Raw genomic sequence first — 24,850 nt, 5'->3', positions numbered from 1 at the left:
TCTTTCGTTATAAAATCGGACTGAGGAGTCGTGAGACACCCTCCCGAGCACGTACTGTCCATTTCCGCTTTTCATAGTCTTCCATCGTATAAGTGCGACTGACCGCCGTATCGGTCTCGAATAAAGAAACGAGTTCGAGGGCGACCCGCTCATCATAGATAAGTGCGTTCACTTCAAAATTGAGACGGAAGCTTCGAGCGTCCAAGTTCGTCGTCCCGACGGTCGCGATCTCATCATCGACGACGAGCGTCTTCGCGTGGAGAAACCCTTCATCATACAGATAGACGTTTGCCCCGTAGTCGAGGAGTTCCCCAAGGAACGAGAGGGACGCCCACATGACGAATGGATGGTCCGGTTTTCCAGGGATCATGATATCCATCTGAACGCCAGAATAGAGTGCCATTTTGCAAGCGTCCATAAAACTCGTGTCTGGAATGAAGTATGGCGTTTGAATGACGACCCGTCGTTTGGCGGACATGATCATCTTGATCATCATATTCTTCAAATGTTCCGTATCCGAGTTTGGTCCACTCGTGACGATTTGCATCGGAGAATTTTCTTTAATGTCATGTCGCGCAAAGCAGAAGGCATTTTCAGGATCATGTTTACGGTGACCAGAATAGTTCCAGTCCAATATGAATCGGTGTTGTAAATTGTAAACGACATCTCCTTCGACACGCAGGTGCGTGTCACGCCAATAGCCAAATTTTTCGACTAAACCTAAATACTCGGTACCGACATTGAATCCACCGACATAGCCGATTTTCCCATCGATGATGACGACCTTTCGGTGATTTCGGTTGTTCAACTTGAAGTTGATGATCCCGAGTGTCGGTGGGAAGAAGACACGCACCTCGCCATCGTTCGCAATCAACTCTTTAAAGTCCGAGTTCCGAAGACTACGTGAGCCGACCGCATCGTAGAGGAGTCGAACTTTGACACCGGCTTTCGCACGCTCGATCAACTCTTTCAACAGTGCCTGACCGAGAGCGTCACGCTGGATGATGTAATATTGAATATTGATTTCCGTTTCGGCCGAGCGAATGTCATCCATCAACGCTTTGAACTTTTGTTCGCCGTCGTGCAAGATGAGGGAACGGTTATGTACACTGATCAACGATTTAGAAGATCGTAAGTTCATTTGAAGCAGTTGGTCATACTTTTCAAACAGCGGCTGCGCGAGCTGGGTTTGGCGCGTATGAATTTGTTCAAGTTGCGCTTCGACTTGAAGCGAATGGAAGGAACGTTCTTCTACACTTAAATTATAGAAGTTATCCTTCTTAAGTTGTCGCCCTAGGAAGAGATAGACGATGAAGCCGAGCACTGGTAAGAAAAACAGGACAAGAAGCCAGGCCCAGGTCGCGCCGACGTCACGTCTTTCGGCGAAGATGACGGCGAGTGCGAACAACATGTTTAACCCGAGGACGATATAAAGTCCCCAACTGAAAATCATAGACCAATCCAACGACATACACCCCTTTATAAACGATTCATAGCTTAATCATACATCAAATGAGGGAATAGGATGCTATCAAATGAAATAGGGGGAGAAGATGATGAACATGGAAGTCGTATGGAAGAAAGGGATGGCGTTTGAAACACATACGCCATCAGGACACACGGTGATCCTTGATGCGGCGGATGATGTCGGTGGGCTCGATACAGGACCTCGTCCGACAGAAATGTTGCTTCACGCGACCGCATCCTGCACAGGAATCGATATCGTGTCGATTCTGCATAAGATGCGCCAGCCAATTGAAGCATTCGAAATGAAAATCGATGGGGTGCGGGCGACCGATCACCCGAAACGCTTTACAGCCATTCACATCTTGTATATCCTGAAAGGCGAGTTATCGGAAGAACGAGTTCGGCGTGCCATCGAATTGTCCGTTGAGCGTTATTGTTCTGTATCGCATAGCCTCAATGCGACGTTGACGTATAGTTATCAATTGAACGATGGAGACGTCACTCCGTTTGATTTTCACGAGTGAGCAGGATGGTTGAAAGGCATGCGGTTCTCCGTTATATTTGTATTTCAAATACTGTATAACTAAAGGAGGACGTTATGATTCGACTCGCGACGAAGCGCGATGCCCAACACATCGCGAACCTAATCGAACAACGAGCCGTAGCGCTAAATGAACAAGGAAGCGACCAATGGACCGAATATTTGGAACAGGACCTCGTAAAGCGTGTGCGCACTGACATTGTAGAAGGCAGTGTATATGTCTTTGAAGATGGCGAACAAATTTTAGCTTCAATCGCATTGTTACCTCCAGATGAGTGGGATGATAACTTATGGGACGACAGTGAGCGAGGGCAATATATCCATCGAATCGTCGTCAGCGAAAAGCTAAAAGGGCAAGGCGTCGGACAGCAGCTCATGGAGCATGTCTTAGAGGAAGCCGATGAAGATGAACCAATTCGTCTTGATTGTGTCGCTGACAATGAATTTCTAAATGATTATTATCCACGTTTCGGTTTCGTCTTTGTCGATTCACGAAACGGGTACAATACGTTCGAATACAGATTGGATGAGAGCATGAGTGCATAAGGGTCATTTGACCCTTTTTTTGTTATACTATCAACAGCGAAAAGGAGGGGTTTTATATGACTAAAACCATTTTGGTGGGATTCGGATTCTCGGCAAACACGTTCCATTTGCCGTTCTTAAAGGCAATCGATTCATTTGAAGTGAGTGGTGTCGTGTCATCGCGCCCGGAAGAAGTGCAGGCTGAATTACCTGGTGTCACGGTATATGCGACATTAGACGAGGCGATTCAATCGGATGCTTCTCTCTATGTCATTACGACACCATCGCATTTACATAAAGAGATGATCGTCGCATGTCTTGAGGCAGGAAAAGATGTGCTCGTCGAAAAACCCGCATTCCTGACAACGGAAGAAGGATATGAGTTGATGGAACTTGAAGCGAAATCGAAGGGCATCGTCAACGTTTATCAGAATCGTCGTTATGATGGAGACTTCTTGACGGTTAAATCGTTTCTTAACTCGAACGAGTTAGGAGACTGGAAGGTCGTTGAATCTCGATTTGATCGTTTCCGTCCGAATGTACGTGACCGGTGGCGTGAAAATGGAGGACCAGGTTCCGGTATTTTATTCGACTTAGGAAGTCATCTGATTGACCAGACTCTAGCCTTGTTTGGAAAGCCAGATCGTATTCAAGCAGATGTGATGATTCAACGAGATGGTGGCCAATCCGATGATGGGTTTCATCTGACATTCTATTACGGTGAGAAGCGAGTATACCTTCGTTCGAACCCATTCATCGCCGGAGAAACACCTCGGTTTGAAGTGCATGGTACGCAAGGAAGTTTCTTGAAATATGGACTTGATCCTCAAGAAGATGCTCTGAAGCAAGGAAAGTTAGAAAGTGACCTTATAGAGACTGGCGTATTATCCAAAGAAGAGGTTTCGTCCATTCAAATCGAGAAAGGTAGTTATTTGGCGTATTATCAACAGTTAGCTTATAGTTATGAGGTACGGCAACCCGTCGTTTCATTAAAAGATGCAACATTGACAACCTACTTGATTGAACTTGCTCGTAAATCCAGTGAGACAGGAACAGTCATCACGGTAGATTGACACGCTTTTTCGTTGATTTACTAAACCGGTGATCAATTCACAATTGGAAAGAACGTGCGATGATTTCTTTGTGAACGTGTCGACACTTCTCTATTGTAAGAACAATCATACGAGTCATAATAAAAAATCGATGCCACCGAATAATTCGTTCGAGCGTGCATCGATTTTTTAATTAGGCCGCATCTTCTTCTGTCGATTCGACTTTTTCCGTATGACGGACAATCGGGAAATTTTTGAACAAACGGCTTCCGATCAAGCCGAAACCGATCCCAAGGATGAATAGCACGACGGCTGTGAAGGTGACCGTTTGCCAATCGTTGAAACCATACATGACTAGAAGTCCCGGAATCCCGGCTGCCGAACCTGGCGCATCGTTGATCATACCGGTCATGGCGACAATCAATCCGGCGATGGCTCCACCGACAAAGTTGACACTGTAAATCGGAATCGGGTTAGCAGAAATGAGGTCAGCTTGCGTCAACGGTTCGATGGCGACAGAGAGTTGATCTTTCTTTGTTCCGATTTTCAATTGACGGAACAACAAGTAATTCATTGAGATGGACGCGGTCAACGCGAGCGCGGCAATCGCCATCGGGACCCCGGTCAAACCGAGCATCGCCGTCAAGGCCATCGAACTGAGAGGCGACGTTGATACGACCGTGACGATCCCTCCTAAGACGAGACCCATGACGACCGGATTTTGTGTTGCTGCCAGTTCGATGACAGCTCCAATCTGTTCAAGTGTGTTTGTCACGAGTGGGTCTACCCCTGTCGCGACGAGACGGGCGAGCGGTGCCATCACGATGACGTAGAAAATCATATCGACGCCGGTCGGCAGATAGCGATTGATTCGAGTGCCAGCCAAAGCCAAAAGATATCCTGCAAAAAAGCCAGGAAGGATTCCGAATCCCGATACAGACAACCCGATCATCAAACTATAGACGGGGTTGATTCCAAGTGCGATGGCGACAAGAGCCGCAGCGGCAGGACCTGACAAAGCGCCAGCCGCTTGACCTACTTCTTCATAAAGAGGAAGTGGCAGCAATCCGCCGATTGCATACGCGTTGAACGCTTCGACGAGGAAACTCGCGATTGCAGCACCGGCCAATGCTCCCATCGCCTTCATTCCAAAAGGCGCCTTATAACTAAATAATGTGAACAAGGCGAGGATGAGCAGTAAAAGTGCGATTCCTTGAATAATGACCATAAACTCTTCCTTCTTTCTATCTCTATTTATTCATAATTTATTCTATATTCATGCATAGAAAGACTTCTGTAAAGCCATATTCAAAAGAAAAATTAAAATTGAACAATGATACCGGTTACAATTAGAAATTCCAAACCAAGAAAGCGTTTTCTTTGAAAAATGACATCAATTCTACAAGTTTGCACGTGTCGAGCCGCATGAGATTGGGAACAGATAGGGGAAAGACTTTTCAAAAAGTATTGGTCGAGGAGGATGAATTATGCAGAAGGAAGACAGACCGTGGCATGCGCTCGAAGTAGATGAGGTGCGAACCCATGTGGAGACTGATCTTGAATCAGGTCTTGCAACAGAAAGTGTCACAAGTCGTCAAGACGAATTCGGCAAAAACGTATTGCCGGAGAAAGAGAAAACCCCTGAAATTATAAAATTTCTAAGACAATTCAATGATGTTCTCGTGTACGTCTTGTTAGCGGCTGCCGTCGTCACAGGATTCTTAGGGGAGTACATCGATACGATCGTCATCGTTTTAGTCGTCACGATTATCGGCGTCGTCGGATATCTTCAAGAGAATAAGGCCGAAGAGGCGCTAGAAGGAATCAAAAAATTGTTAGAAACAAAGGCGACCGTCGTTCGAAACGGCAAGCAATCCGAAATCGACTCGAGTGACCTGGTCGTCGGGGATGTGCTTGTGCTTGCTGCCGGTGATAAAGTGCCGGCCGATGCCCGTGTCGTGCAAGCCGAAAAGTTTAAGGTCGAGGAATCGGCCTTAACGGGAGAGGCGACGACTGTCGAGAAAAAATCAGACGTCGTGAAAGAAGAATCGGTGTTGGCCGACCGGAAAAACATGGTGTACTCAGGAACGAGTGTCGCGACGGGAAGTGCAAAAGCTATCGTGACAGCCATCGGTGAAGGGACGGAGCTCGGCCAAATCAACGCTTCAATCTCAGAAGTGCAGACCGTCAAAACCCCTCTGATTCGACAGACGACCAAGTTTGGTCAAACGGTGTCCATCGCCATCTTGATCATCTCCGTCGTGATTTATGCGTTCGGCTACTTTTTACGGGATTATGAGCCGGTCGAATTGATGCTGACGACAATCGGTCTTGCCGTTGCGGCAATTCCTGAAGGATTGCCTGCCGTCATCTCCATCATTTTGGCGCTCGGTGTACGAAATATGGCCGAACAAAAAGCGATTGTGCGAAGTCTACCATCTGTCGAAACGCTTGGTGCTGTATCTGTCATTTGTACGGATAAAACAGGTACATTGACAAAGAATGAGATGACCGTCAAACAAATCGTGACAGCGAACCATGATATCGAAGTCTCGGGTAGCGGATATGCTCCGAATGGAGATCTCGAATTGAATGGTCAACCGTTTGACTTGGACGATGACGAGTCGATGATCGACCTGTTAACCGTTGGGAAAACATGTAACGATGCGCAGTTGAATGAAGAAGACGGGGACTGGGTCATTAACGGTGATCCAACCGAGGCTTGTCTGTTGACCGTCGCTGAGAAGGCCGAGCGCCCGATCGAACGTTTAAAAGTCATTTCGAAGATCCCGTTCGATTCTGAATATAAATACATGGCGACGCTCGTCGATTACAAAGGAGAGCGAATGATTTTCGTCAAAGGTGCCCCGGACCGACTCTTTGATATGGCATTGTCTGAAGACTTTAAACAAGACTATTGGGATGAAAAACGAAAAGAGATCGCAGACCGCGGTCAACGCGTTCTCGGTGCAGGCTTGAAACGTGTCGACAGTTCAAAAGCGTCAATCGACCATGAAGATGTTGAAGATGGTCTAACTTTCCTCGGATTGTTCGGAATCGTCGATCCACCTCGACAAGAAGCCATCGATGCGGTCGCCGCGTGTCGTGATGCTGGGATTCGAATTAAAATGATCACGGGAGACCATAAAGATACCGCTGTCGCGATTGCAAAAGAACTGGGCATGGAAGTGGAAGGCGCCCTCGAAGGTCGTGAATTGACAGATATGACAGATGAAGAAATCAAAGAGGCTTCCGTTCATAACGATGTATTCGCACGGACCAGCCCTAACGACAAGCTTCGTCTCGTCAAAGGATTGCAAGAGAACGGTCTGATTACATCGATGACAGGAGATGGTGTGAACGACGCACCTGCCTTAAAACGTGCTGACATTGGTGTGGCAATGGGGATTAAAGGGACGGAAGTAGCGAAAGAAGCATCTCAGATGGTTCTTGTCGATGACAACTTCAAAACGATCTATAACGCCGTACGAGAAGGACGACGGGTGTACGATAACCTGAAGAAAACCATTCTCTTCTTGCTTCCGACAAACGGAGGTCAAGCGTTGCTTGTGGCAATGAGTATCTTGCTCGGAGCGGCTGCACCGCTCAGTCCTGTGCAGATTTTATGGGTCAACATGGTTGTCGCGATTACTCTCTCTTTAGCAATCGCTTTCGAACCACTCGAAGAGAGTACGATGAAACGACCGCCACGTCCGGCCAATGTGCCGCTACTCAGCCGATACTATATTTTCCGCGTCACCTTCGTTTCAATTATTATCGGGGGCGGTAGTTTATGGATCAACTATATGCTCGGAGATTTCGACTACTCGACCGAGAAATTACAAACGATTACCTTGAATGCCATCGTCATGGCCCAGCTCTTCCACTTGTACAACTGCCGTACGGAGTTGGCACCTGCATTCAACCGACATTTCTTTGACAATAAGATTGCGTTTCTCGTATCGGCCTTACTCATTGCCCTACAATTTTTCATCACGTACGTACCGTTTATGCACACGTTATTCGGTACCGCTCCATTAACGTGGGAAGATTGGATTTATCCAGTGGCATTTGGTGCCGTCGTCTTTATCATTGTTGAAATTGAGAAGGCGATCTCCAGACGTGTCATCGGCAACCGGAATATACACTGATACGTTTCATTCATGTGAAAAAAGGTTAAACAAGTGGAGTAAACATGAAGGAGGGATACGATGAAGCGTGACGAATCACAACCAGGGGTTCACCCGGATCCGCTACCGGATGATGAATCGAACCCGGCGAAAAAACCGGCTCCGACACAGCATCCTGACCCTGATCCAGAGGAAGAATCGAACGAATAAAGCGTGTAACAGGTAAAAGATCCTCCTAGCTGAAATAAGCTAGGAGGATCTTTTTGAGTTGGTTTATGATGTTGACTTTACAGAGCGGCTATTTTGTAGCCGATTGAATGATTTCTCGTTCATATGTTCCGTGATGACAAAATCACCGACTGGGCATTCCCATTTCCCTTTTTCGACAACACATTCGCGCAATGTCACTTGGTCATCGTATAAATCTAGTTCCAATGTGTCTTTCAAAAATTGATCGACTTTTTGGTTTGGAACTTTTACATATTCATTGAATTCGAGCTCTTCATTCTTGACAGTCACGTAAGAAGTGACTTGGAAATAACGCATGTGATGGTCTCCTTCATTAAAAACTAACTTCTAGTATAGCCGTTTCTGATGAAAACGGGTACTCAATGTTTCATTTCAGCACGTTCACGCTTCGGAGGTGCTTCGTTGAACGGTTTTTGATGGCGAATCATGAGCCAAAAAATGAGACCGAACAACGGGATATAGGGGAGCGGCCATAAGCTCATCTTATAGCGTTTCGCGTCCCGATTCATTAACGTAATTTGAATGAATGCCAACAAAAAGAAATCGACGGTCATCGTTCGAACAAATTGATTGTTCTCCACATAGGACCAGTATTCTGCAACATTTCCAGTATTGGCTGCAGCGATGAACAACCCGATTGTCACCAGTAAAAGCACAACGCCGAGGATACGGGTCGGCAGCGGTTTGACCGGGGTCGGATAAGGTGACTGTCTCGCAAAAGCCAAATAAGGAGCGAGTAGAAATCCCCCAACGAAAAAACTGGTGACAGCGGCGATGAGTGGATTCGGTTTGAGCTGATTCACTTCTGACCAAAGAAGTGGAAACATCGCCAGGGGAAACACCCCTAAGATACTAAAGAGCGATAGAGAATAGCCTTCGTACGCCTCGGTATTATAAGTCACAAAATCGAGAAGAAAGCGTCCGTCGAACGGGACATTTGGACCGATGACGGCGAATGCAATTGCCAGTCCCCAAGGAATCAATAAGAATTTTCTTGTCATACGAACACCTCGTCAATGGTTGATAGTTGTAGTATACCCTCTTTTGGAGACACGAAAAAATGAGAAGATGCCTGACGCATGTTCTCATTTATTTTCACGTGCATACGTTTTAATCATCGTGACGAGTTGCTGAGTTTCGTCAGCTTTCACATCAAGCATGATTCCATAATCATACAGCGAGCCCGTTTGGCCACGGTGTCTGACATGTCCCATGAGTTCGATCGGTTGAAGTGTCGGAACGAGGTCGAAAAGAAAATGGACCTGTAAATCATCAGAGAGCGGGAAGAGGTAGTCCGAACGCAATTTTAATCCATGAGAACTCACATTGAGGAGCAATCCTTCCCCATCATAGAGTTCTTTTTCTTCCCATACAAGTCGATAAGGGATGGTACGGGGATTCGGTAGGATATAGCGGAACGTCTCCTGGCGGCGATAACGCATCAATTCACCCCATTTCTTTACTTCTTTTATCGGCAAAATTGAATTTAAAATGAAGTGGAAGATTGTATAAAATTATAGTGTACTCGCTTTACAAATTTGAAAGCGCTTTCTATAATGGATGTACGATTTGAATAGGGAGGAGATCAGATGAATGTCCATGATTTACTCCGACGTTACTCGATTCAAACACCAGTCATCTATGAAAAAAAACGTAACGGGGAGTGGGTTAAACTCGAGCGCTTACCTGCTTATACCATTCTTGAAGTCGAAACGAACGATCATACCATCGAGGCGGTCGCGATTGATGCATTCAAAGCGATTACCGTCTGTCGAGAGTCGGCGTCGATTGAAGAAGCCCGTCCGTATGCTGTGCGTATCCTGATTGAACGACCATAAGAAAAGCCGTAACTTCATGTTGAAGTTACGGCTTTTCTTTATGCTGCATCCTGTTCGGTTTCGTCTTGTGGATTTGTTCGTTTTGCGTAATACATAAACGGTGTCGCCATCCAAGCGATCACAAACTTTGCCACGTATGTCGTGATAAAGATGTTCCACCAAATGTCCCATTCCATTCCCCAGAATGCGATGATGCAGAACGTGAATGTATCAATCAGTTGAGATAAGACGGTCGAACCTGTCGTACGAAGCCAAAGCTTCTTCTCGCCCGTTTTTGCACGGATCTTTGAATAGACGAAGACATCGAACAATTGAGAGACCAAATAGGCAGCAAGGCTACCGAGTGTGATCAATGGCAGCATCGAGAAGAGTGCCTCGAAGCTTTCATGCATGAACAGTGCCTCTTCAAACGGCTCATATAAAAGTGCATATTGCATGAGTACCGTTGAGACGATCAAGATGAAAAATCCGAGCCATACGCCTTTACGGGCAGCCACTCGCCCATGTTTTTCGTTCAAAATATCGGTTGCCAAGTAGAGCGAACCGTAAACGATGTTACCGAGCGTGAAAATATATCCGCCAATTACAATCTGTTGCGTGACTTGGATGTTTGCTACGACCGAAGCCATCGCAATCCAAGCATATAAGCCGACTCGTCCGAATAACTTGTAACTGAGGACGAGTAGTCCGAGTGTAAGGATGGCAGAAGGAATCCATAACCATTCGTTTAGCATGAATCATGCTCCTTCCTCTAACTATTCAATGATTTCAACTTTTCAAGTTTATAGAGGAACGGAAATGATGTCAAGGAGAGGGGGGAGGTCCACTCAGGTAAACACCGTAAAATTATAAAACCCTCTTCTATATCAAAAGTGCTTCTGGAAACTCCCTGCTAAGTGCAATCGTTCGACAAACTAAAAATCGATTCGACAAACCGTGATTCGCGACATGAAAAATAAGAAAGTGGGAACAAAGTGGGAACGGGCAAAAAGAAAGCACCTCCTGTCATAAACAGGAAGTGCTCTGAACCGCTTGGTTGAGCGGTATTGTTGATGCCTCCGACGAGAATCGAACTCGTGCTGCAGCATTACCATTGCTGAGGTCTGCCACTAACCTACAGAGGCGTTATACCAACTATGTTACACAGATTATTCGTCATTTTCAAGCTTTTTTAGAATAATAAGACCTCCAATCTTCGATAGAGGAAGACTGGAGGTCGAATGCTACATGTTTATTTTGTACGGATCCAAACGGCACCTGCAGAGTTGTCTTTCGCTTCACCGACTACGTCAATGACGAGACCGTATTGCGGAAGTTTGCGTCCTGCATCTGGAATGAGCGAGTTGATGTAAGAGTTTGCATCATTGAACTGCTTCACGCCAGGCTGTGCTTTGTAATCGTACACGCCACGACTCGGTGAATCGATATACCAAGCGAGCGTCTTATCGAGACTGAATGCCGCATCAGCAATTTGGTAACGTGTGCTACCTGCGACTGTCTGTTGACCGTTCAAGTTACCGATCAGCGCTTGTGGATGTGAATCGACGACACCGAGGAATCCTTCACCAGGGTGAACACCGACCCAGTTATCTGTGAACGAGTCATCACCATACCACACGACAAGACCAGTGTTGTATTTCACGCCGCGGCCGTTGAGAAGACCCATATCCGACCCAGCGTGGTTACGCCATTCGAGGTAGTAATAGTGTGGTTTTGAATCGTATCCGTCTGAAGAGACGAATCCATCGAGCGTCACGGCTTCAGCGCCTTCTGCATCATCTGCGAAGAGTGTTGCGGATTCTGATTTGATTGACAAGTTATCGACTGCGAAGCCTTTCATAGCGACGCCGCCGTCTGTCACGTATTCAAAGACGATTTGAACATCTTGACCAGCGAATTGTGAGAGGTCGTATGATTTGTTGACCCATGCACCGTTCGTCGTCTCAGCAGGGTAGCCCGCTTCGTTTGCGCCGTTGACGTCGTCACCGAATACATCGAGAACGACTTCTTGACCACCGCTGAGGGCTTTGATGTACAAGTAATCATAGTCCGATTCGACTTCATAGAATGAATCGAATGCGAGGACTCCGTCCGCACCAAGTTTCACAGCTGGTGTTGCCATCTCAGTATGGATGTCGTCACCTTTTGTCGAGTAATAGTAGCGATCGCCATAAACTGGTTCGATTCCTTTAATCTTCTTATCAGGAAGGTTGACTTTGACGATGCCTGGGTTGTTTGATTTCGTCACAGATTGGTCGAGTTGTGCGACGAACCCTTGAGAGTTGAGGTCTTCAAGGTCGACTTCTGTGATGTTTGCCCAGTTTCCACCCATGATTTTTTGGAAGTATTCTTTGTTTTGTGGTGAGAAGCTTGTTGGCTCCGTACCTGCGACTTTACCGGCCCAGCTACCGCCACTCATGATTGACCATGATTGAATCGGTTCGCCTTGACCTGTGTACTGCGTATCGTACTCATCTGGAAGACCGAGGTCATGTCCGAATTCGTGTGCGAAAACGCCGACCGCACCATCTTCTGGTTGAATCGTGTAATCGTACGCAGCCATTTTTCCGCCCCAGTAAGGAACTGCAGCTTCTGTATTGGCTACTGGGTAAACACCATCAAGAACCCAGCGATGTGACCATACCGCATCGTCACCGAGCGCACCGCCACCCGCTTCTTGGCCAGTCCCAGCGTGGATGATCATCAAGTGGTCAACGAGACCGTCCGGCTCATTGAAGTCACCGTCTCCATCCAAATCGTATAGATCGTATTGGTCATGTTCTTTCAAATCGATTCCAGATGCGACCGCAGCATTCAACGCATCTTTGACGAGTTGACGTGGTCCCGGTCCGACGTTATCATGTCCGCCATCGCCTTTGTCCGCACCGTAGTCTTTTGCGGTTCCCGGAACGGTCAACCACTCCGAAACCTCACCATCGACAGTATAACTTCCGCCTGATTGTTCTTCATAGTATTGTTTGAACGTTTGAACCTTTTCACCGTTAAAGAGTTCAAATTGTTGATCACCGAACATATACTTTTCATAATGTTCTTTACTGAAGTTATCGCTGTACATATAGCCCGGCTCTTGGATGATGTTATTGTGTTTGAAATCGCTGTACTCGACGAGGAGAACGAGGACTTTATCTTCACGTACCGAACCGTTGTATGCAGATTGCCGGGCAGGAGAAACCTTCACTTGACCGTTCGGTTTCCCTTTACGGTAATTTCCTTGCCCTTTTTTCGCTTTATCAAGAATTCGTTTTGATTCCTTTTCGAATTGAGTATGTATCTTCTCTTTTGCTTTTGAAGCCTTCTCGTTCACTTTGTCGTCGTGCTTATGTGGATCTTTCGCTTCACCTTGCTTTTTCGAGATATATGCATCGACTGCTTTCATGCGTTCAGATGCAGACAAACCTTTTTTGATGACGCCGCGTTTCTCGAGAGCTTTCGCGAGACGCTCTTCATCGATGATGTTGTGGTCGAACGGAGCGAGCTCGCTCGTTGTCGGTACCGATGGCGCAACCGAGAGGGGAGCGGCACCAGCTGCCGGAACGATACTGACTGTCATGGCAGATGTCATGAGAGCCGCTAGAGTCGTTCGACGGATGGAACGTTTTTTCATTTGTATGAACCTCCTGTTAAAAAATAATGGGAAAATGTGTGAGCTTGTTGTAAATGTACTCTTTGTGTCTGATTAATGTCAATATTCAGAAAATAATAAACGAAAAAGGAGTCTAAAGACCTATTTAGTTCAATTTGACTAAATAGACTTAGACTCAAGGTCGATATATCCGTAATGGAACTTCGACGTTTTACGTTTTATGTGAGCGAAACCGTACCGTTCAAAGGTATCGCTCTCAAAATGCGCCTTCAAGACAATTCGTTTCTTGGCTACTCGTGTTGCTTCGGTAATCAATTCTTGCGTGAGAGGGGAAGTGTCGGCGATTGTGCGAAGTGGGTTCAGATGAACCGATTCTGAAATCGTCTTTTCAAACATCGGATCAAAGTAGATACAATCAAACGAATTTTCCGCACACGTTTTCAAATAGTCAAGAGAGTTGGAGTGAACGACCTCAATGCGTCGCATCGCCTCATTGACCTGCTCATCTTTTTCGACCCATACGGACATGCCTTCTCGGACGAGTTGTGCCGTAATGAATTGACTCTCAAGGCCAATTACTTTACCGTTTGAACCGGCGACATGGCTCATGACGATACTGTCCGAGCCGAGTCCGAGTGTACAATCTAAAATATGATCACCCGGAGTTGCTTGCATGGCGTCAATGAGTGGATCTGATCCACCTCGGCTCAGTTGCTTCACCCGAAAGACGGAGCTCGATGGGTGGAAAAAGAACGGTTCTGTACTATGCAGAGGTGTGAACTCGACACGTCGTTTATCAAATACAAGTACATCTCGTTGATGACGTTTCTTCAACTCGTCGATGGAAAGTTTGCGCCGGTCGACAAATTTCATCTTGTATTCTGTGGCATGTGTATGCGCTCGAGATAAGACATCATCTGTCGGACGTAAACAAGTGGTTACAATATACATGATTCGGGCTCCTTCATAAAAAATGAGACGCAGGTGCGTCTCATTTTTTCTTGCTGAGTAAGTCTGATAATTCATCGATGAGTGCTTTATGAGAAGCGAGTTCTTTCTTCTTCTCGTCGTTCACGTTCATCGGACGTTTTGAACGGCTTTGTAGCGCTTCAAGCGTTTCATCGATTGACGATTTCAACGTATCGCGTTCTTCAGGTTTCAAAGATACTTCGTGCGGATTTTCACCAGAAGCATCTAATTCGCGGAGACGTGCCATCAATTGCTTTGCCTCGCGATTCAAATCGATTAACAATCTGTCAATTTGTTCCAGTCGTAATTTGATCCCATCACGTTCTGTAAACATCTGTTTCACCTCTTTTTGCGGTTTAACCCTAAGGTCTCTTCCTGTTTACTTTACCATAAAATTTGTTAAACGAAACTACCGGGAATATATTCCATTTATTTTGGCTGTAAGAAACATTGTTTCTCTATCCCCACACGAAGTTCACCTGCTATACTAACTGAGCTAATTAAGGAGGTGGGCGGATGGAAACAACAAATCATCCACCAAAAGCGCTCAAAGGAGCGATTGTGTCGATTACGGCATATTTGATCTTATCTATACTTAAGGTATTCTTCGGATACTTATATGAATCTGAGGCGGTCCTAGCCGATGGATTCAACAATACGACGGATATAATTGCATCAGTCGCGGTCTATATTGGCATTCGGGTGGCTGCATTGCCACGGGATGCCGAGCATAAATATGGTCATGCGAAGATGGAGACGATCTCTGCACTCATCGCTTCATTGATTATGATTGGGGTCGGTATTTTCGTCTTCTTTAACAGTCTGTCGAATTTAATCGGGGGCGAGTATACAGAGCCGAACCCGTTGGCGGCGGTCGTCGCCTTCGTCAGTGCGCTCGTCATGTTCGGGGTGTATCGGTTCAACTTGAACCTCGCGAAGAAGACAAAGTCATTGGCACTTAAGGCGGCAGCGAAAGACAATTTGGCCGATGCGATGATTTCAGTCGGAGCCACGCTTGGTGTGCTATTTGCTTATTTTCAACTGTCTTGGATGGACACGGTCTTAGCAATTGTGATTGCCGGCATGATCATCCGGACAGCGATCCAAATCTTTTTAGATGCCACCCATCAGCTTTCTGACGGGTTCCCTCCGCACCTCGTCGAGTCCTATGAGGAGACGATTGAACAATTTGAGTGGGTGAAAGAAGTTCGGGAAATCAAAGGGCGTCATCTAGGGAATCACGTGATGCTCGACGTGACGATTGCAGTCGATGGCGATTTGACCGTGGACGCGGCCCATGAATTATGTGATGACATCGAACGGAAATTAGATGAACAGCATGCGGTCGATTCGGTGCATATTCATATCGAACCGATTTGACGTTCGGTTATCTTTTGCGCTTCATGAAGGGATTCGTTTATAATAAGCGCAGACAGATATTGAACTACTAGTTAAGGAGGGCACGGGATGAACATCGTGCGTCAACCTATTCGCCAGATTGATGAGATTGAATATGAACATTTTCAGAAGTATGGAGAAAACGCATATGGCGTTTCTGCTGAAGAGTTGAAAGGGATTCTCGAAGAAATGGGGTCCGAGCAACTTTATCACGCAGAAGAGCATAGTTATGGAGAAGACTTCTATTACGACTTGATGGTCGATGACAAACTGGTTGGTAAAGTCTTGTTACTCAAGCTTGCCCGCGTATACCAACTCGACCTGATGGTGTTCGATGCGTACAAAAACAAAGGATATGCGACGGAAGGTTTGCGACTTGCCTTACTGGACTCAAAATTGATGGATGGACAAACAGTCCGGGCTGGCATCCCACCGACGAGCCCACATCAACAAGAGATGCATCATATTCTCATTCAGAACGGGTTCGAAAAGCGGAACGGTTTGTATTATTTAAATTTCAAGAAACGATATGTGGTAAACCATTAAGCTGACGGCGTCTCGCACGTCAGCTTTTTTCATATGGAGGGGTAAGGATGAAGCAAGTCACCATTAAAGACATTGCGGAGCTCGCTGGTGTCGCCAAAAGTACGGTCTCACGCTATCTGAACGGTGGATCGGTCGGAAAGGCAACAAGGGAAAAACTCGACCGGGTCATTCGAGATACGAACTATGAGCCGAATCAGTTCGCTCAAAGTCTCAAGTCGAAACAGACGAAGATGATTGGGGTCATCGTTCCACGGCTCGATTCGTATGCCGCCTCACGGACGATGATGGGGATTGATGAACAGCTCACGGAACGAGGATATCAAATGCTCGTCGTCAATACAGCACAACAGACGGAACGAGAAATCGAACAGCTATATAATTTGGCCAAACAAAAAGTTGCCGGAATCATCTGGCTCGGGACGACGGTCACGGAACGTCATCTTGAGGCGATTGAGGCGATTCAAATCCCGGTCTTGTTGATTGGTCAGCAACATGACAATGTCCATAGTCTCGTCTATCCTGACTATGATGCGGCCTATGCGCTCGGTAAACAGTTCACGGAGTGGGGTCATCGAAACGTGGTCTATGTCGGGGTGTATGAATCGGATATCGCGGTCGGTCAAGCACGCCGTGACGGATTTTTGCGGGCGTTTCAAGAGTCGGAGGCAAATGTCAAAGTCATTCAAACGACGTTTAAGATTGAGGATGCCATTCCAATCGGTGAACAGTTGGCGGATAATGTTGGCTCTGTTTCCTTAATCGTTTGTGCGACCGACAACATTGCCTTAGGCGTCCTGAAAGGATTAGCGAATCAAGGGGTCTCTGTCCCAAGAGATGTCTCTGTCAGTGGATTTGGAGGATATGATTTCACGGAAGTCCTGCATCCATCCATCACGACGGTACACCTTCCTTATCGCCGAACTGGTGCGAAAGCTGCCGACATGATGCTACAGCTGTTGCAAGGTGAACACGTCTCAATGAAAACGTTCACAATTTTTGAACTAAAAGTGCGCGAAAGCGTTGACAAGTTAAATTAAATCGTTTACATTTGTGTTGCGGAACCGGTTCCGCAACATTTTTTATTCTAAAATGGAACCGGTACCAATTGTATAAAGAACTCATATGATTTATGGAGGTGGACGATATGAACACCGTACATTGTATCGGCGAATTATTGATTGATTGGGTATGCGAGGATGCGTCTAGCGATCTCGTGAACGGGACGACGTTCGTCAAGAAGGCGGGAGGCGCACCTGCGAATGTCGCGGCAGTCGTCAGTAAGCACGGGGGGCAATCTAGTTTCCTCGGACAGGTTGGAGATGACCCGTTTGGTCTCTTCTTGAAACAGACGTTGGTCGAGAACGGCGTCCGAACAGAAAACCTTGTGGAGTCTGGAGACACGACGTTCGCATTCGTATCGATTCAAGAGGACGGAGAGCGGGACTTCACATTCCGTCGCGGAAGTGACGGGGAGTATGCCTTCGAGTCGATCGACTTATCGGTGATCGAGTCAGGGGACATCATTCATTTCGGCTCGGCGACAGCACTACTTGATGGAAAATTGAAAGACTCGTACTTCAAGTTATTGCAATTTGCAAAGCGGGATGGCTTGTTTATCTCGTTCGACCCGAACTATCGAGATGCATTGATCACGGACCTCGAGCAATTTAAACAAGATGCAAGACACTTCATCGCGGAATCGGACTTCATTAAACTGAGCGAAGAAGAAGCATACTTGTTAACCGGAGAAGAACAACTAGAAGACGCTGTTCGTGCACTGCTTGAATTAGGGGCAAAACAGATTGCCATCACACTAGGGTCTCGTGGGACGTTGATTGCGACAAGCACGCATCATGAAATCGTTCCTTCAATCTCAATCGACAGTATCGATTCGACGGGAGCGGGAGATGCGTTCGTCGGAGCTTACTTATATCGGTTGGCAACACTCGGGTTTGACCCGGAGCGCTTACGTTCCGACATTGAATATGCGAACGTAACGGGTGCATTGACATGTACAGCTTATGGCGCCATTCCAGCAATTCCATCACGACAACTTGTGAATGAAACGTTAGGAGGGAAATGAAGATGGATTACAAAAAAGAAGCAGCATCGATCCTAGAGGCGATTGGTGGGAAAGAAAACGTTGCGGCAGCCGCGCACTGTGCGACTCGCCTTCGACTCGTATTGAACGATGAGTCAAAGGTCGATGAGAAAGCACTCGAACAACTTGATGTGGTTAAGGGAACATTCTCTACAGGCGGACAATATCAAATCATCATCGGACAAGGTACGGTCAACAAGGTCTATGCGGAATTTTCACAATTGACTGGCCTTGGAGACATGTCGACGACAGACGTGAAGTCAGCCGGAGCGAAAAAAATGAACCCGCTCCAACAGTTCGTCAAAATGTTATCGGATATCTTCGTTCCAATCATCCCGGCCATCGTCGCCGGCGGTCTCTTGATGGGAATCAACAACTTATTGACGGCACCGGATTTGTTCTTTGATGGACGTTCGTTGATTGACCAGTATCCAGGCATGGCCGACCTCGCAGCGATGATCAATACGTTCGCAAACGCCGCCTTCGTCTTCCTTCCTGTACTCATAGGGTTCTCCGCAGCCAAACGGTTCGGTGGTAACCCGTACCTAGGTGCAGCGCTCGGGATGATCATGGTCCACCCGGACTTGATCAATGCATACGCTCAGGCAAGTGTTGAAGAGATTCCGGTTTGGAACATTTTCGGACTCGAGATTGAGAAGTTAGGATACCAAGGACAAGTCTTACCAGTCCTCGTCTCGACGTATATTTTATCGAAGCTTGAAATTAACATTCGGAAGTTTATGCCGGCGTCACTAGATATTTTGCTTACGCCATTGCTCTCACTCCTCTTCACAGCGTTCATCACGTTCGCTTTCGTCGGACCGATCACTCGTGAAGCAGGGAACTTGATCATTGATGGGTTGGTATGGACGTACGATTCACTCGGGTTCGTCGGTGGCTTGATCATGGGTCTTCTCTACGCTCCAATCGTTATCACGGGGATGCACCATAGCTTCATCGCAATTGAGACACAACTTCTCGCCGATATCGCTGAAACAGGGGGATCGTTCATCTTCCCGATTGCTGCGATGTCAAACGTTGCACAAGGGGCTGCTACCCTTGCCGTCTTCTTCTTGACTGCTGATAAGAAGATGAAAGGTGTCGCCTCAGCATCAGGAATCTCTGCATTACTTGGAATCACAGAGCCTGCCATGTTCGGGGTCAACTTAAAACTTCGTTATCCATTCATCGCAGCCATCGTTGGTTCAGCCGTTGCGTCTGCATTCATCGTTGGAAACGACGTATTGGCAGTAGCGCTCGGTGCTGCCGGATTACCAGGTATTATTTCAATCGCACCGGGTTCGATCATCTCGTATATCATTGGTATGGCGATCGCATTCGCCGTGACATTCGGATTGACATTCATCCTTGCGAAACGACAAGCAAAAAAAGAAGCGGTCAAACAAGCCGCGTAACGAAAAAGGAAGTGACACTATGAATTGGACGAAGGCCGAACGTTATCGTTCACTCCGTGACGTGAGCGCCCTCGAAATGGAGGTGCTCCGTGCAAAGACGGCCGCATCCCCGTGGCGGTTTGGGTACCACATCCAGCCGCCGACGGGCCTCCTCAATGACCCGAACGGCTTCGCATATTACGATGGAGAGTACCATCTATTCTATCAATGGTTCCCGCTCGGGCCAGTTCACGGTCTCAAACATTGGTATCATGTCAGTTCGAAAAATCTCGTCCATTGGACCGACCGCGGGGTGGCGTTAGTCCCTGAAACGAAGGAGGATTCCCACGGTGCCTATTCTGGAAGTGGGTTCGTCGTAAACGACACCCTTCACGTCATGTATACCGGGAATCATCGTACGGACGATTGGACGCGTCACGCCTCGCAAATTATCGGTGTCTTACGTGACGGGATGATCGAGCGGCGCAACGTGGCCATTCCGGATATTCCGGCCGGTTACACGGAACATTTCCGCGATCCGAAAGTATGGGAAGAAGATGGATCATATTATGCGATTGTCGGTGCACAGCGAACGGATGAGACAGGATGTGTCGTCTTATATCGTTCGACCGACTTGAATGATTGGACGTTTTTAGGTGAAGTGAAGACGGAGCTCGAGCAGTTCGGTTACATGTGGGAATGTCCTGACGTGTTTGAACTGAATGGAAGGCATGTCCTCATTTTTTCTCCGCAAGGGATTGAGCCTGAAGGTCATCGCTATCACAACATCTATCAATCTGGATACGTCACAGGCACTCTTGATTTAGAGACGCTCGTCTTCACGCACGAGTCGTTTGAAGAGCTCGACTTCGGTTTCGACTTTTACGCCCCGCAATCGACGGAGCATGACGGTCGTCGCATTCTAGTCGGTTGGATGGGCCTACCGGAGATCGAATATCCGACAGACCGCTACGGTTGGGCCCATGCGTTGACGCTCCCTCGAGAACTCTCGCTTGAAGATGGCGTATTAAAACAACGACCAATCTCTGAAATGAAGCAACTCCGATCTAATCAGTTCGTAAACGAATCAGGGACACGGCTTGACGTGATCTCACCCGAACATTTTGAATTGGAACTGTCGACAGCTGGAGAAGACTTCAAACTTGAACTATTGAAGACAGAAGATGAGTCGCTCGTGATTCGGTACGAGAAAGATACAAACGAATTGACCATCGATCGGACAAACGCGGGTGAACCGTTCGCGACGGAGTTTGGGACGACCCGGACAAAAGTGATTGAGGTCACGTCCCTTCATCTGTATGTCGACTCGTCGAGTGTCGAATGTTTCGTCAATGACGGTGACGCTGTGGCAACCCTTCGCGTCTTCCCAAGTGATGGTGAGAAACGAGTCCGCTACGTCGGAGACGAGGCAAGTTTAGTCGGTTGGAAATATGAATGAATGTAAAAGCTGAGCGTTTGCTCGGCTTTTTAATTTTTCCAAATGTTGAAACCGTTTCGATTGGATCTACGTATAGATGAAGAGAAGAGAGAGGTGAGAGAATGAATAAAATGATGAAGTGGGTTGATGCGATTCGAACGATTACCGCACCATTTGGAGATCCGATTGGAGAAATTGAGAATGAAGAAGTTGAATGCGTGATGGTGGCGGAGTCGACGGTGCGTGGAATAATGAATCCAGAAGTGAAGTTAAAGTTTCATGAATTGAGCCAGGTGCGGGTGTTCGCGGAAATGCTACGTAGTTCAGAAGAAATCGAAGACGTCGAAATTGAAGTGGTACCCGATTTTGATCTCTTGCTGCAATTTAAAGGTGGCGAGCATGAACGATATCAGCTGTGGCTCGGTCAACCGAACCGTCCGAGTGTCATCACGCATCTTGAGCGAACGGACGTTGTCTGGCGACTACCGGAACATTCGACGAATCAATTGATTGATGCCCTCGGGTTAGATAAGTAAAAAAGCACCTCTTTTTGAGATGCTTACGAGTTGAATCGGATAAACCGTTCGATTTGTCGCTCTGATTTTCTTGCTTGCCGTCCGACCCAAATCAAGTGACCGGGACTGTTCAGAATCGTAAGCTGCGCATGTGGGATCAAGCGCTTCGCGTAATGGGCATGTCGAACAGGAACTGCTTTGTCGTTTTTCGAGTGAATGATATAGGTTGGGCACGACACACCGAGTAACACCTCACTCGAGACACGTTGTTTCAAATCGAACTGTGCGCCAAGTCCAAACGCCATCTGATTCGCGACGCGTTTCAGGAGGAAAATATCATAAGGAGACACCTCTTCTCGAATCGTCTCGAGTGCCAACACGCTTGTCGATTGAATCATACGGGCCGTCGCTTCGAATGGATGTTTATGAATAGCACGAGCAATAAACTGTTTCATGATGTATTGAAGTGCGATAAATGCGGGTTGGACGACATTTCGGCTGACCGTGTCCCGATACGGGAAATCAACGACACTCGTCACGGCGGCAGCGAGGGTCAAACTAAGGACACACTGATTCTGTGAAGCGAGCTCGATCGCGGTCGGTCCTCCGGCAGAGATGCCATAGACATGATATCGATCAATATCTAGCATTTGCATCAAGTGAGAGAGTCGGGATGCAAACAATTGAGGAGATGCTGAAAAAGAGTATGGTGTTTCTCCATATCCGGGTCTAGATGGGACAATGACCCGGAAACCGGATAAAACGAGTTGGTCCACATGGTATGGTTCTAGACTCGAGGATTGGGTCCCATGGATCAGTACGATGACGGGACCGTGACCGCGGTCTATATATTCGATTTTTGAGCCGTCGACGTGTGCATAATATTTCAACTTAGATGGCGCCTCCTTAAACGTTTTGTAATTGAAAATACCTTTATTTCGTGGAAATAAAATGATAATGTCTGTTTATACATAATTTAGATAGAGAAACGAAAGGGGATAGAACCGTGAATAACCGAGAGCGGTTACTTGAAGTTCGAGGTTTCTTCGAACGTTACACGGACGAAGCGAATCCAAAGACACTAGAAGATTTGCTCGAGTACTTGTCAACGATAGGAGATACTTCTAAGTTAGCAAAAAAATCGGTGAAAGACGATATCCAGGCACTGAATAATTCGGGGTTTGAAGTGCAGGATGAATTGGAGAAGAATGGTCTCGCTAAAAAGTATTGGCATTCGGCCCGCTTATTTGAGATTCATGAACTCCGGATGATGGTCGATGCGATTGTCGCAGCGAAATTTATCTCGGAAGACGTGACCGAGGAAATTGTAGAGAAACTTCAAATGCTGACGAGTATCCCTGAAGCGAAGACGCTACAATCGATCATCAAGACGCCGAAGAAAAAACACGGACACATTCCTTACCATATCGATCGTATCCAACGGGCCATTCATGAACGAAAAGCTATCTCGTTCCAATATACAGACGTCGTCGGATTTGATGTGACGAAACGAACGTTCCCGCTCCGCCGTGACGGAGAGCGATACGTCGTTAATCCAATCGATTTGCATTGGAATCACGAGCAGTACTACTTGATCGGGATCGACGAATCAATCGGAGAGGTGCGGAACTACCGGGTTGACCGCATCGTCAATTCGGAGATTGTGGAAGATGGCACCATTCGTCCGAAGCATCATTTACCTGATGATTACTATCAAAAATCATTCAATATGTATAACGGATCTGATGAACAAATCGTTTTGTCCGTCGACGAACGCGTTCTCCCGGTCATCTTTGACAAGTTAGGGGAAGACGTTTCTGTTTCTGAACATGGAGAACGATTCCTCATCCGTTTCGATGCGGCCGTTTCTGACGGATTTATTTACTGGTTGCTATCTTTGGGTTCACAAGTAGAAGTGGTTGAACCACTCACGCTTCGTGATCATATGAAAGCAACGATTGAGAAGATGGCAATTACTTATGAACATACAAGCATTCATTCCGCCATCGAGTAAGCAGATGTGCTATACTGCTTGCGACACTAGATGAAGGGGGACAGGCGGATGTTGAATTGGATGCCATTGATCATTCCGATTGTCGCTGTCATTTTCATAACGATCGTCGCAAGACGCGCCATGAAAATGGATAAAGAGAACTAATAGGAAGAGACATCGTCCAGGATTGGGAGATGTCTCTTTCGCTATGGAGGTAGAACGTGGATACGATTACACATACGTTATTCGGTTTGACGTTATATGGTGCAGCCGATAAACGTGATTTACAACAACATGAAAAACGAGCCTTATTCGTCACGACACTCGTCGGGAGCCAAATCCCTGACAGTGATGTAATTTCACGGCTATGGGACACGGAAGGCATGTATCAGATGTGGCATCGCGGCATCACTCACTCGATCTTCCTCGTTCCGCTCTTTGCACTGCTCATCTACATACTGGTTCGCCTTCTCTTTCGAGTGACGGACATCCGCTATTTTTGGTGGGCATTATTGTCTGTCTTCGTACACAATACATCCGATTTGTTCAATGCATGGGGGACAGGGTATTTCGAACCGATCTCGGACGTGAGGATCACATTCGGTGTGATCCCGATTGTCGATTTTGTCTATTGGGGAATCTTCTTGGTCGCCTGGCTCGTCGCACGTAAACAAGAAGTCCGTTATAAGACGTATCGGTATGCGTGGGCTGCCCTCGTTCTTTATGTCGCGCTTCAAAGTGCGCAGGGCGCCTATTTATATCAGTCTTATTCAAAGGAATATGACGAAGTGGCGCTCTCGGCTTCATTTATCCCGACTCAGTTCACGGTCATTACGAAGACTGACGAGGACGTATCGCTCTTTCAAGATTCGATATATCAAGAAGCGACCTTGCAATACGAATTGACGAGTGCCGAAAAGGCGAGTCTTGAACCATTGTTTGAAGCGAATCATGAGGCGCGCACATTGACCAAATGGTCGCCGTTCGTCGTCATCGTAGCAAACGAAGAACGGCTCGGCGTCTTTGACCCGCGGTTTTATGATGGCGAATCCTCATTTTTATATGAATACATCGAAAGGTAGGACAACGG

The 24,850-nt window shown here is 46.9% G+C and carries 25 protein-coding genes and 1 tRNA gene; 15 read left to right on the top strand and 11 right to left on the bottom strand.

Annotated features, from left to right (window positions below; translation table 11 throughout):
- Nucleotides 1-7: 7 nt before the first annotated feature.
- A complete protein-coding gene (gene cls / locus KNO71_RS11750) occupies nt 8-1,471 on the bottom strand; it encodes a cardiolipin synthase (RefSeq protein WP_371815826.1) in 1,464 nt (487 codons plus the stop codon).
- 85 nt (nt 1,472-1,556) lie between these two features.
- On the opposite strand from cls, the gene KNO71_RS11745 reads away from it, so the two are divergent.
- The 3 genes from KNO71_RS11745 to KNO71_RS11735 all read left to right on the top strand — a co-directional run bounded on the left by KNO71_RS11745 (nt 1,557) and on the right by KNO71_RS11735 (nt 3,606).
- Entirely contained in the window at nt 1,557-1,991 is a 435-nt protein-coding gene (locus KNO71_RS11745; protein ID WP_074037078.1) for an OsmC family protein, read from the top strand.
- Between the two features lie 74 nt (nt 1,992-2,065).
- Nucleotides 2,066-2,554, top strand: coding sequence for a GNAT family N-acetyltransferase (locus KNO71_RS11740; RefSeq protein WP_078146850.1), 489 nt, complete (start codon nt 2,066-2,068; stop codon nt 2,552-2,554).
- A 56-nt stretch (nt 2,555-2,610) separates the two neighbouring features.
- Nucleotides 2,611-3,606: a Gfo/Idh/MocA family oxidoreductase gene (locus KNO71_RS11735; protein WP_078146851.1), complete on the top strand. Its 996-nt coding sequence runs from the start codon at nt 2,611-2,613 to the stop codon at nt 3,604-3,606.
- A gap of 172 nt (nt 3,607-3,778) precedes the next feature.
- Here the strand turns inward: KNO71_RS11735 and KNO71_RS11730 are convergent, their stop codons facing one another.
- Complete coding sequence (locus tag KNO71_RS11730; RefSeq protein ID WP_159562249.1) at nt 3,779-4,813, bottom strand: PTS sugar transporter subunit IIC; 1,035 nt, start codon at nt 4,811-4,813, stop codon at nt 3,779-3,781.
- Nucleotides 4,814-5,072: 259 nt separating this feature from the next.
- Here KNO71_RS11730 and KNO71_RS11725 point away from each other — a divergent pair, with 259 nt between their 5' ends.
- Both KNO71_RS11725 and KNO71_RS17800 read left to right on the top strand, forming a co-directional pair.
- Nucleotides 5,073-7,736, top strand: coding sequence for a cation-transporting P-type ATPase (locus tag KNO71_RS11725; protein ID WP_214688789.1), 2,664 nt, complete (start codon nt 5,073-5,075; stop codon nt 7,734-7,736).
- 60 nt (nt 7,737-7,796) lie between these two features.
- Nucleotides 7,797-7,925: a hypothetical protein gene (locus KNO71_RS17800; RefSeq protein WP_256363520.1), complete on the top strand. Its 129-nt coding sequence runs from the start codon at nt 7,797-7,799 to the stop codon at nt 7,923-7,925.
- Between the two features lie 63 nt (nt 7,926-7,988).
- Here the strand turns inward: KNO71_RS17800 and KNO71_RS11720 are convergent, their stop codons facing one another.
- From KNO71_RS11720 to KNO71_RS11710, 3 genes are all read right to left on the bottom strand, one after another.
- Nucleotides 7,989-8,261 (bottom strand): hypothetical protein, encoded by a 273-nt coding sequence (locus tag KNO71_RS11720; protein WP_078146854.1) that lies wholly within the window; start codon nt 8,259-8,261, stop codon nt 7,989-7,991.
- Nucleotides 8,262-8,323: 62 nt separating this feature from the next.
- Nucleotides 8,324-8,965: a hypothetical protein gene (locus KNO71_RS11715; protein ID WP_078146855.1), complete on the bottom strand. Its 642-nt coding sequence runs from the start codon at nt 8,963-8,965 to the stop codon at nt 8,324-8,326.
- A gap of 84 nt (nt 8,966-9,049) precedes the next feature.
- Nucleotides 9,050-9,406 carry a PilZ domain-containing protein gene (locus KNO71_RS11710; protein WP_012726233.1) on the bottom strand — a complete coding sequence of 119 codons (357 nt, stop codon included), beginning with the start codon at nt 9,404-9,406 and terminating at the stop codon, nt 9,050-9,052.
- A gap of 147 nt (nt 9,407-9,553) precedes the next feature.
- Here KNO71_RS11710 and KNO71_RS11705 point away from each other — a divergent pair, with 147 nt between their 5' ends.
- The gene (locus KNO71_RS11705) at nt 9,554-9,802 is read left to right on the top strand and encodes a hypothetical protein (RefSeq protein WP_078146856.1); all 249 of its coding nucleotides are present in this window, start codon (nt 9,554-9,556) and stop codon (nt 9,800-9,802) included.
- Between the two features lie 38 nt (nt 9,803-9,840).
- Here the strand turns inward: KNO71_RS11705 and KNO71_RS11700 are convergent, their stop codons facing one another.
- The 5 genes from KNO71_RS11700 to KNO71_RS11680 form a co-directional block, all read right to left on the bottom strand.
- Nucleotides 9,841-10,536, bottom strand: a complete 696-nt coding sequence (locus KNO71_RS11700) for a queuosine precursor transporter (protein ID WP_214688788.1) — start codon at nt 10,534-10,536, stop codon at nt 9,841-9,843.
- Nucleotides 10,537-10,855: 319 nt separating this feature from the next.
- A tRNA-Thr gene (locus tag KNO71_RS11695) sits at nt 10,856-10,926 on the bottom strand.
- Nucleotides 10,927-11,033: 107 nt separating this feature from the next.
- Nucleotides 11,034-13,427: an immune inhibitor A domain-containing protein gene (locus KNO71_RS11690; RefSeq protein ID WP_214688787.1), complete on the bottom strand. Its 2,394-nt coding sequence runs from the start codon at nt 13,425-13,427 to the stop codon at nt 11,034-11,036.
- A gap of 138 nt (nt 13,428-13,565) precedes the next feature.
- Nucleotides 13,566-14,357, bottom strand: coding sequence for a class I SAM-dependent methyltransferase (locus KNO71_RS11685; protein WP_078146859.1), 792 nt, complete (start codon nt 14,355-14,357; stop codon nt 13,566-13,568).
- A 40-nt stretch (nt 14,358-14,397) separates the two neighbouring features.
- Nucleotides 14,398-14,709, bottom strand: coding sequence for a hypothetical protein (locus KNO71_RS11680; protein WP_012726238.1), 312 nt, complete (start codon nt 14,707-14,709; stop codon nt 14,398-14,400).
- A gap of 182 nt (nt 14,710-14,891) precedes the next feature.
- Here KNO71_RS11680 and KNO71_RS11675 point away from each other — a divergent pair, with 182 nt between their 5' ends.
- From KNO71_RS11675 to KNO71_RS11645, 7 genes are all read left to right on the top strand, one after another.
- Nucleotides 14,892-15,755, top strand: coding sequence for a cation diffusion facilitator family transporter (locus tag KNO71_RS11675; RefSeq protein WP_214688786.1), 864 nt, complete (start codon nt 14,892-14,894; stop codon nt 15,753-15,755).
- A gap of 87 nt (nt 15,756-15,842) precedes the next feature.
- Nucleotides 15,843-16,319, top strand: coding sequence for an N-acetyltransferase (locus tag KNO71_RS11670; RefSeq protein WP_214684347.1), 477 nt, complete (start codon nt 15,843-15,845; stop codon nt 16,317-16,319).
- 47 nt (nt 16,320-16,366) lie between these two features.
- Entirely contained in the window at nt 16,367-17,356 is a 990-nt protein-coding gene (locus tag KNO71_RS11665; protein WP_214688785.1) for a LacI family DNA-binding transcriptional regulator, read from the top strand.
- Nucleotides 17,357-17,463: 107 nt separating this feature from the next.
- Nucleotides 17,464-18,402: a carbohydrate kinase family protein gene (locus tag KNO71_RS11660; RefSeq protein WP_214688784.1), complete on the top strand. Its 939-nt coding sequence runs from the start codon at nt 17,464-17,466 to the stop codon at nt 18,400-18,402.
- A 2-nt stretch (nt 18,403-18,404) separates the two neighbouring features.
- Complete coding sequence (locus KNO71_RS11655) at nt 18,405-19,835, top strand: sucrose-specific PTS transporter subunit IIBC (RefSeq protein ID WP_078146864.1); 1,431 nt, start codon at nt 18,405-18,407, stop codon at nt 19,833-19,835.
- Between the two features lie 19 nt (nt 19,836-19,854).
- Nucleotides 19,855-21,273, top strand: coding sequence for a glycoside hydrolase family 32 protein (locus tag KNO71_RS11650; RefSeq protein ID WP_214688783.1), 1,419 nt, complete (start codon nt 19,855-19,857; stop codon nt 21,271-21,273).
- A 101-nt stretch (nt 21,274-21,374) separates the two neighbouring features.
- A complete protein-coding gene (locus tag KNO71_RS11645; RefSeq protein ID WP_214688781.1) occupies nt 21,375-21,788 on the top strand; it encodes a YhfM domain-containing protein in 414 nt (137 codons plus the stop codon).
- 23 nt (nt 21,789-21,811) lie between these two features.
- Here the strand turns inward: KNO71_RS11645 and KNO71_RS11640 are convergent, their stop codons facing one another.
- Nucleotides 21,812-22,657, bottom strand: coding sequence for an alpha/beta fold hydrolase (locus KNO71_RS11640; protein ID WP_078146867.1), 846 nt, complete (start codon nt 22,655-22,657; stop codon nt 21,812-21,814).
- A gap of 116 nt (nt 22,658-22,773) precedes the next feature.
- On the opposite strand from KNO71_RS11640, the gene KNO71_RS11635 reads away from it, so the two are divergent.
- Together KNO71_RS11635 and KNO71_RS11630 are read left to right on the top strand one after the other, a co-directional pair.
- Complete coding sequence (locus KNO71_RS11635; RefSeq protein WP_214688780.1) at nt 22,774-23,781, top strand: helix-turn-helix transcriptional regulator; 1,008 nt, start codon at nt 22,774-22,776, stop codon at nt 23,779-23,781.
- A gap of 200 nt (nt 23,782-23,981) precedes the next feature.
- Nucleotides 23,982-24,842: a metal-dependent hydrolase gene (locus tag KNO71_RS11630; protein ID WP_074037061.1), complete on the top strand. Its 861-nt coding sequence runs from the start codon at nt 23,982-23,984 to the stop codon at nt 24,840-24,842.
- The last annotated feature ends 8 nt before the right edge of the window (nt 24,843-24,850 follow it).

The organism is Exiguobacterium sp. s163 (genome assembly GCF_018617135.1).
Lineage (GTDB): Bacteria > Bacillota > Bacilli > Exiguobacteriales > Exiguobacteriaceae > Exiguobacterium > Exiguobacterium profundum.
This window is presented reverse-complemented; position numbering and strand designations above follow the sequence as displayed.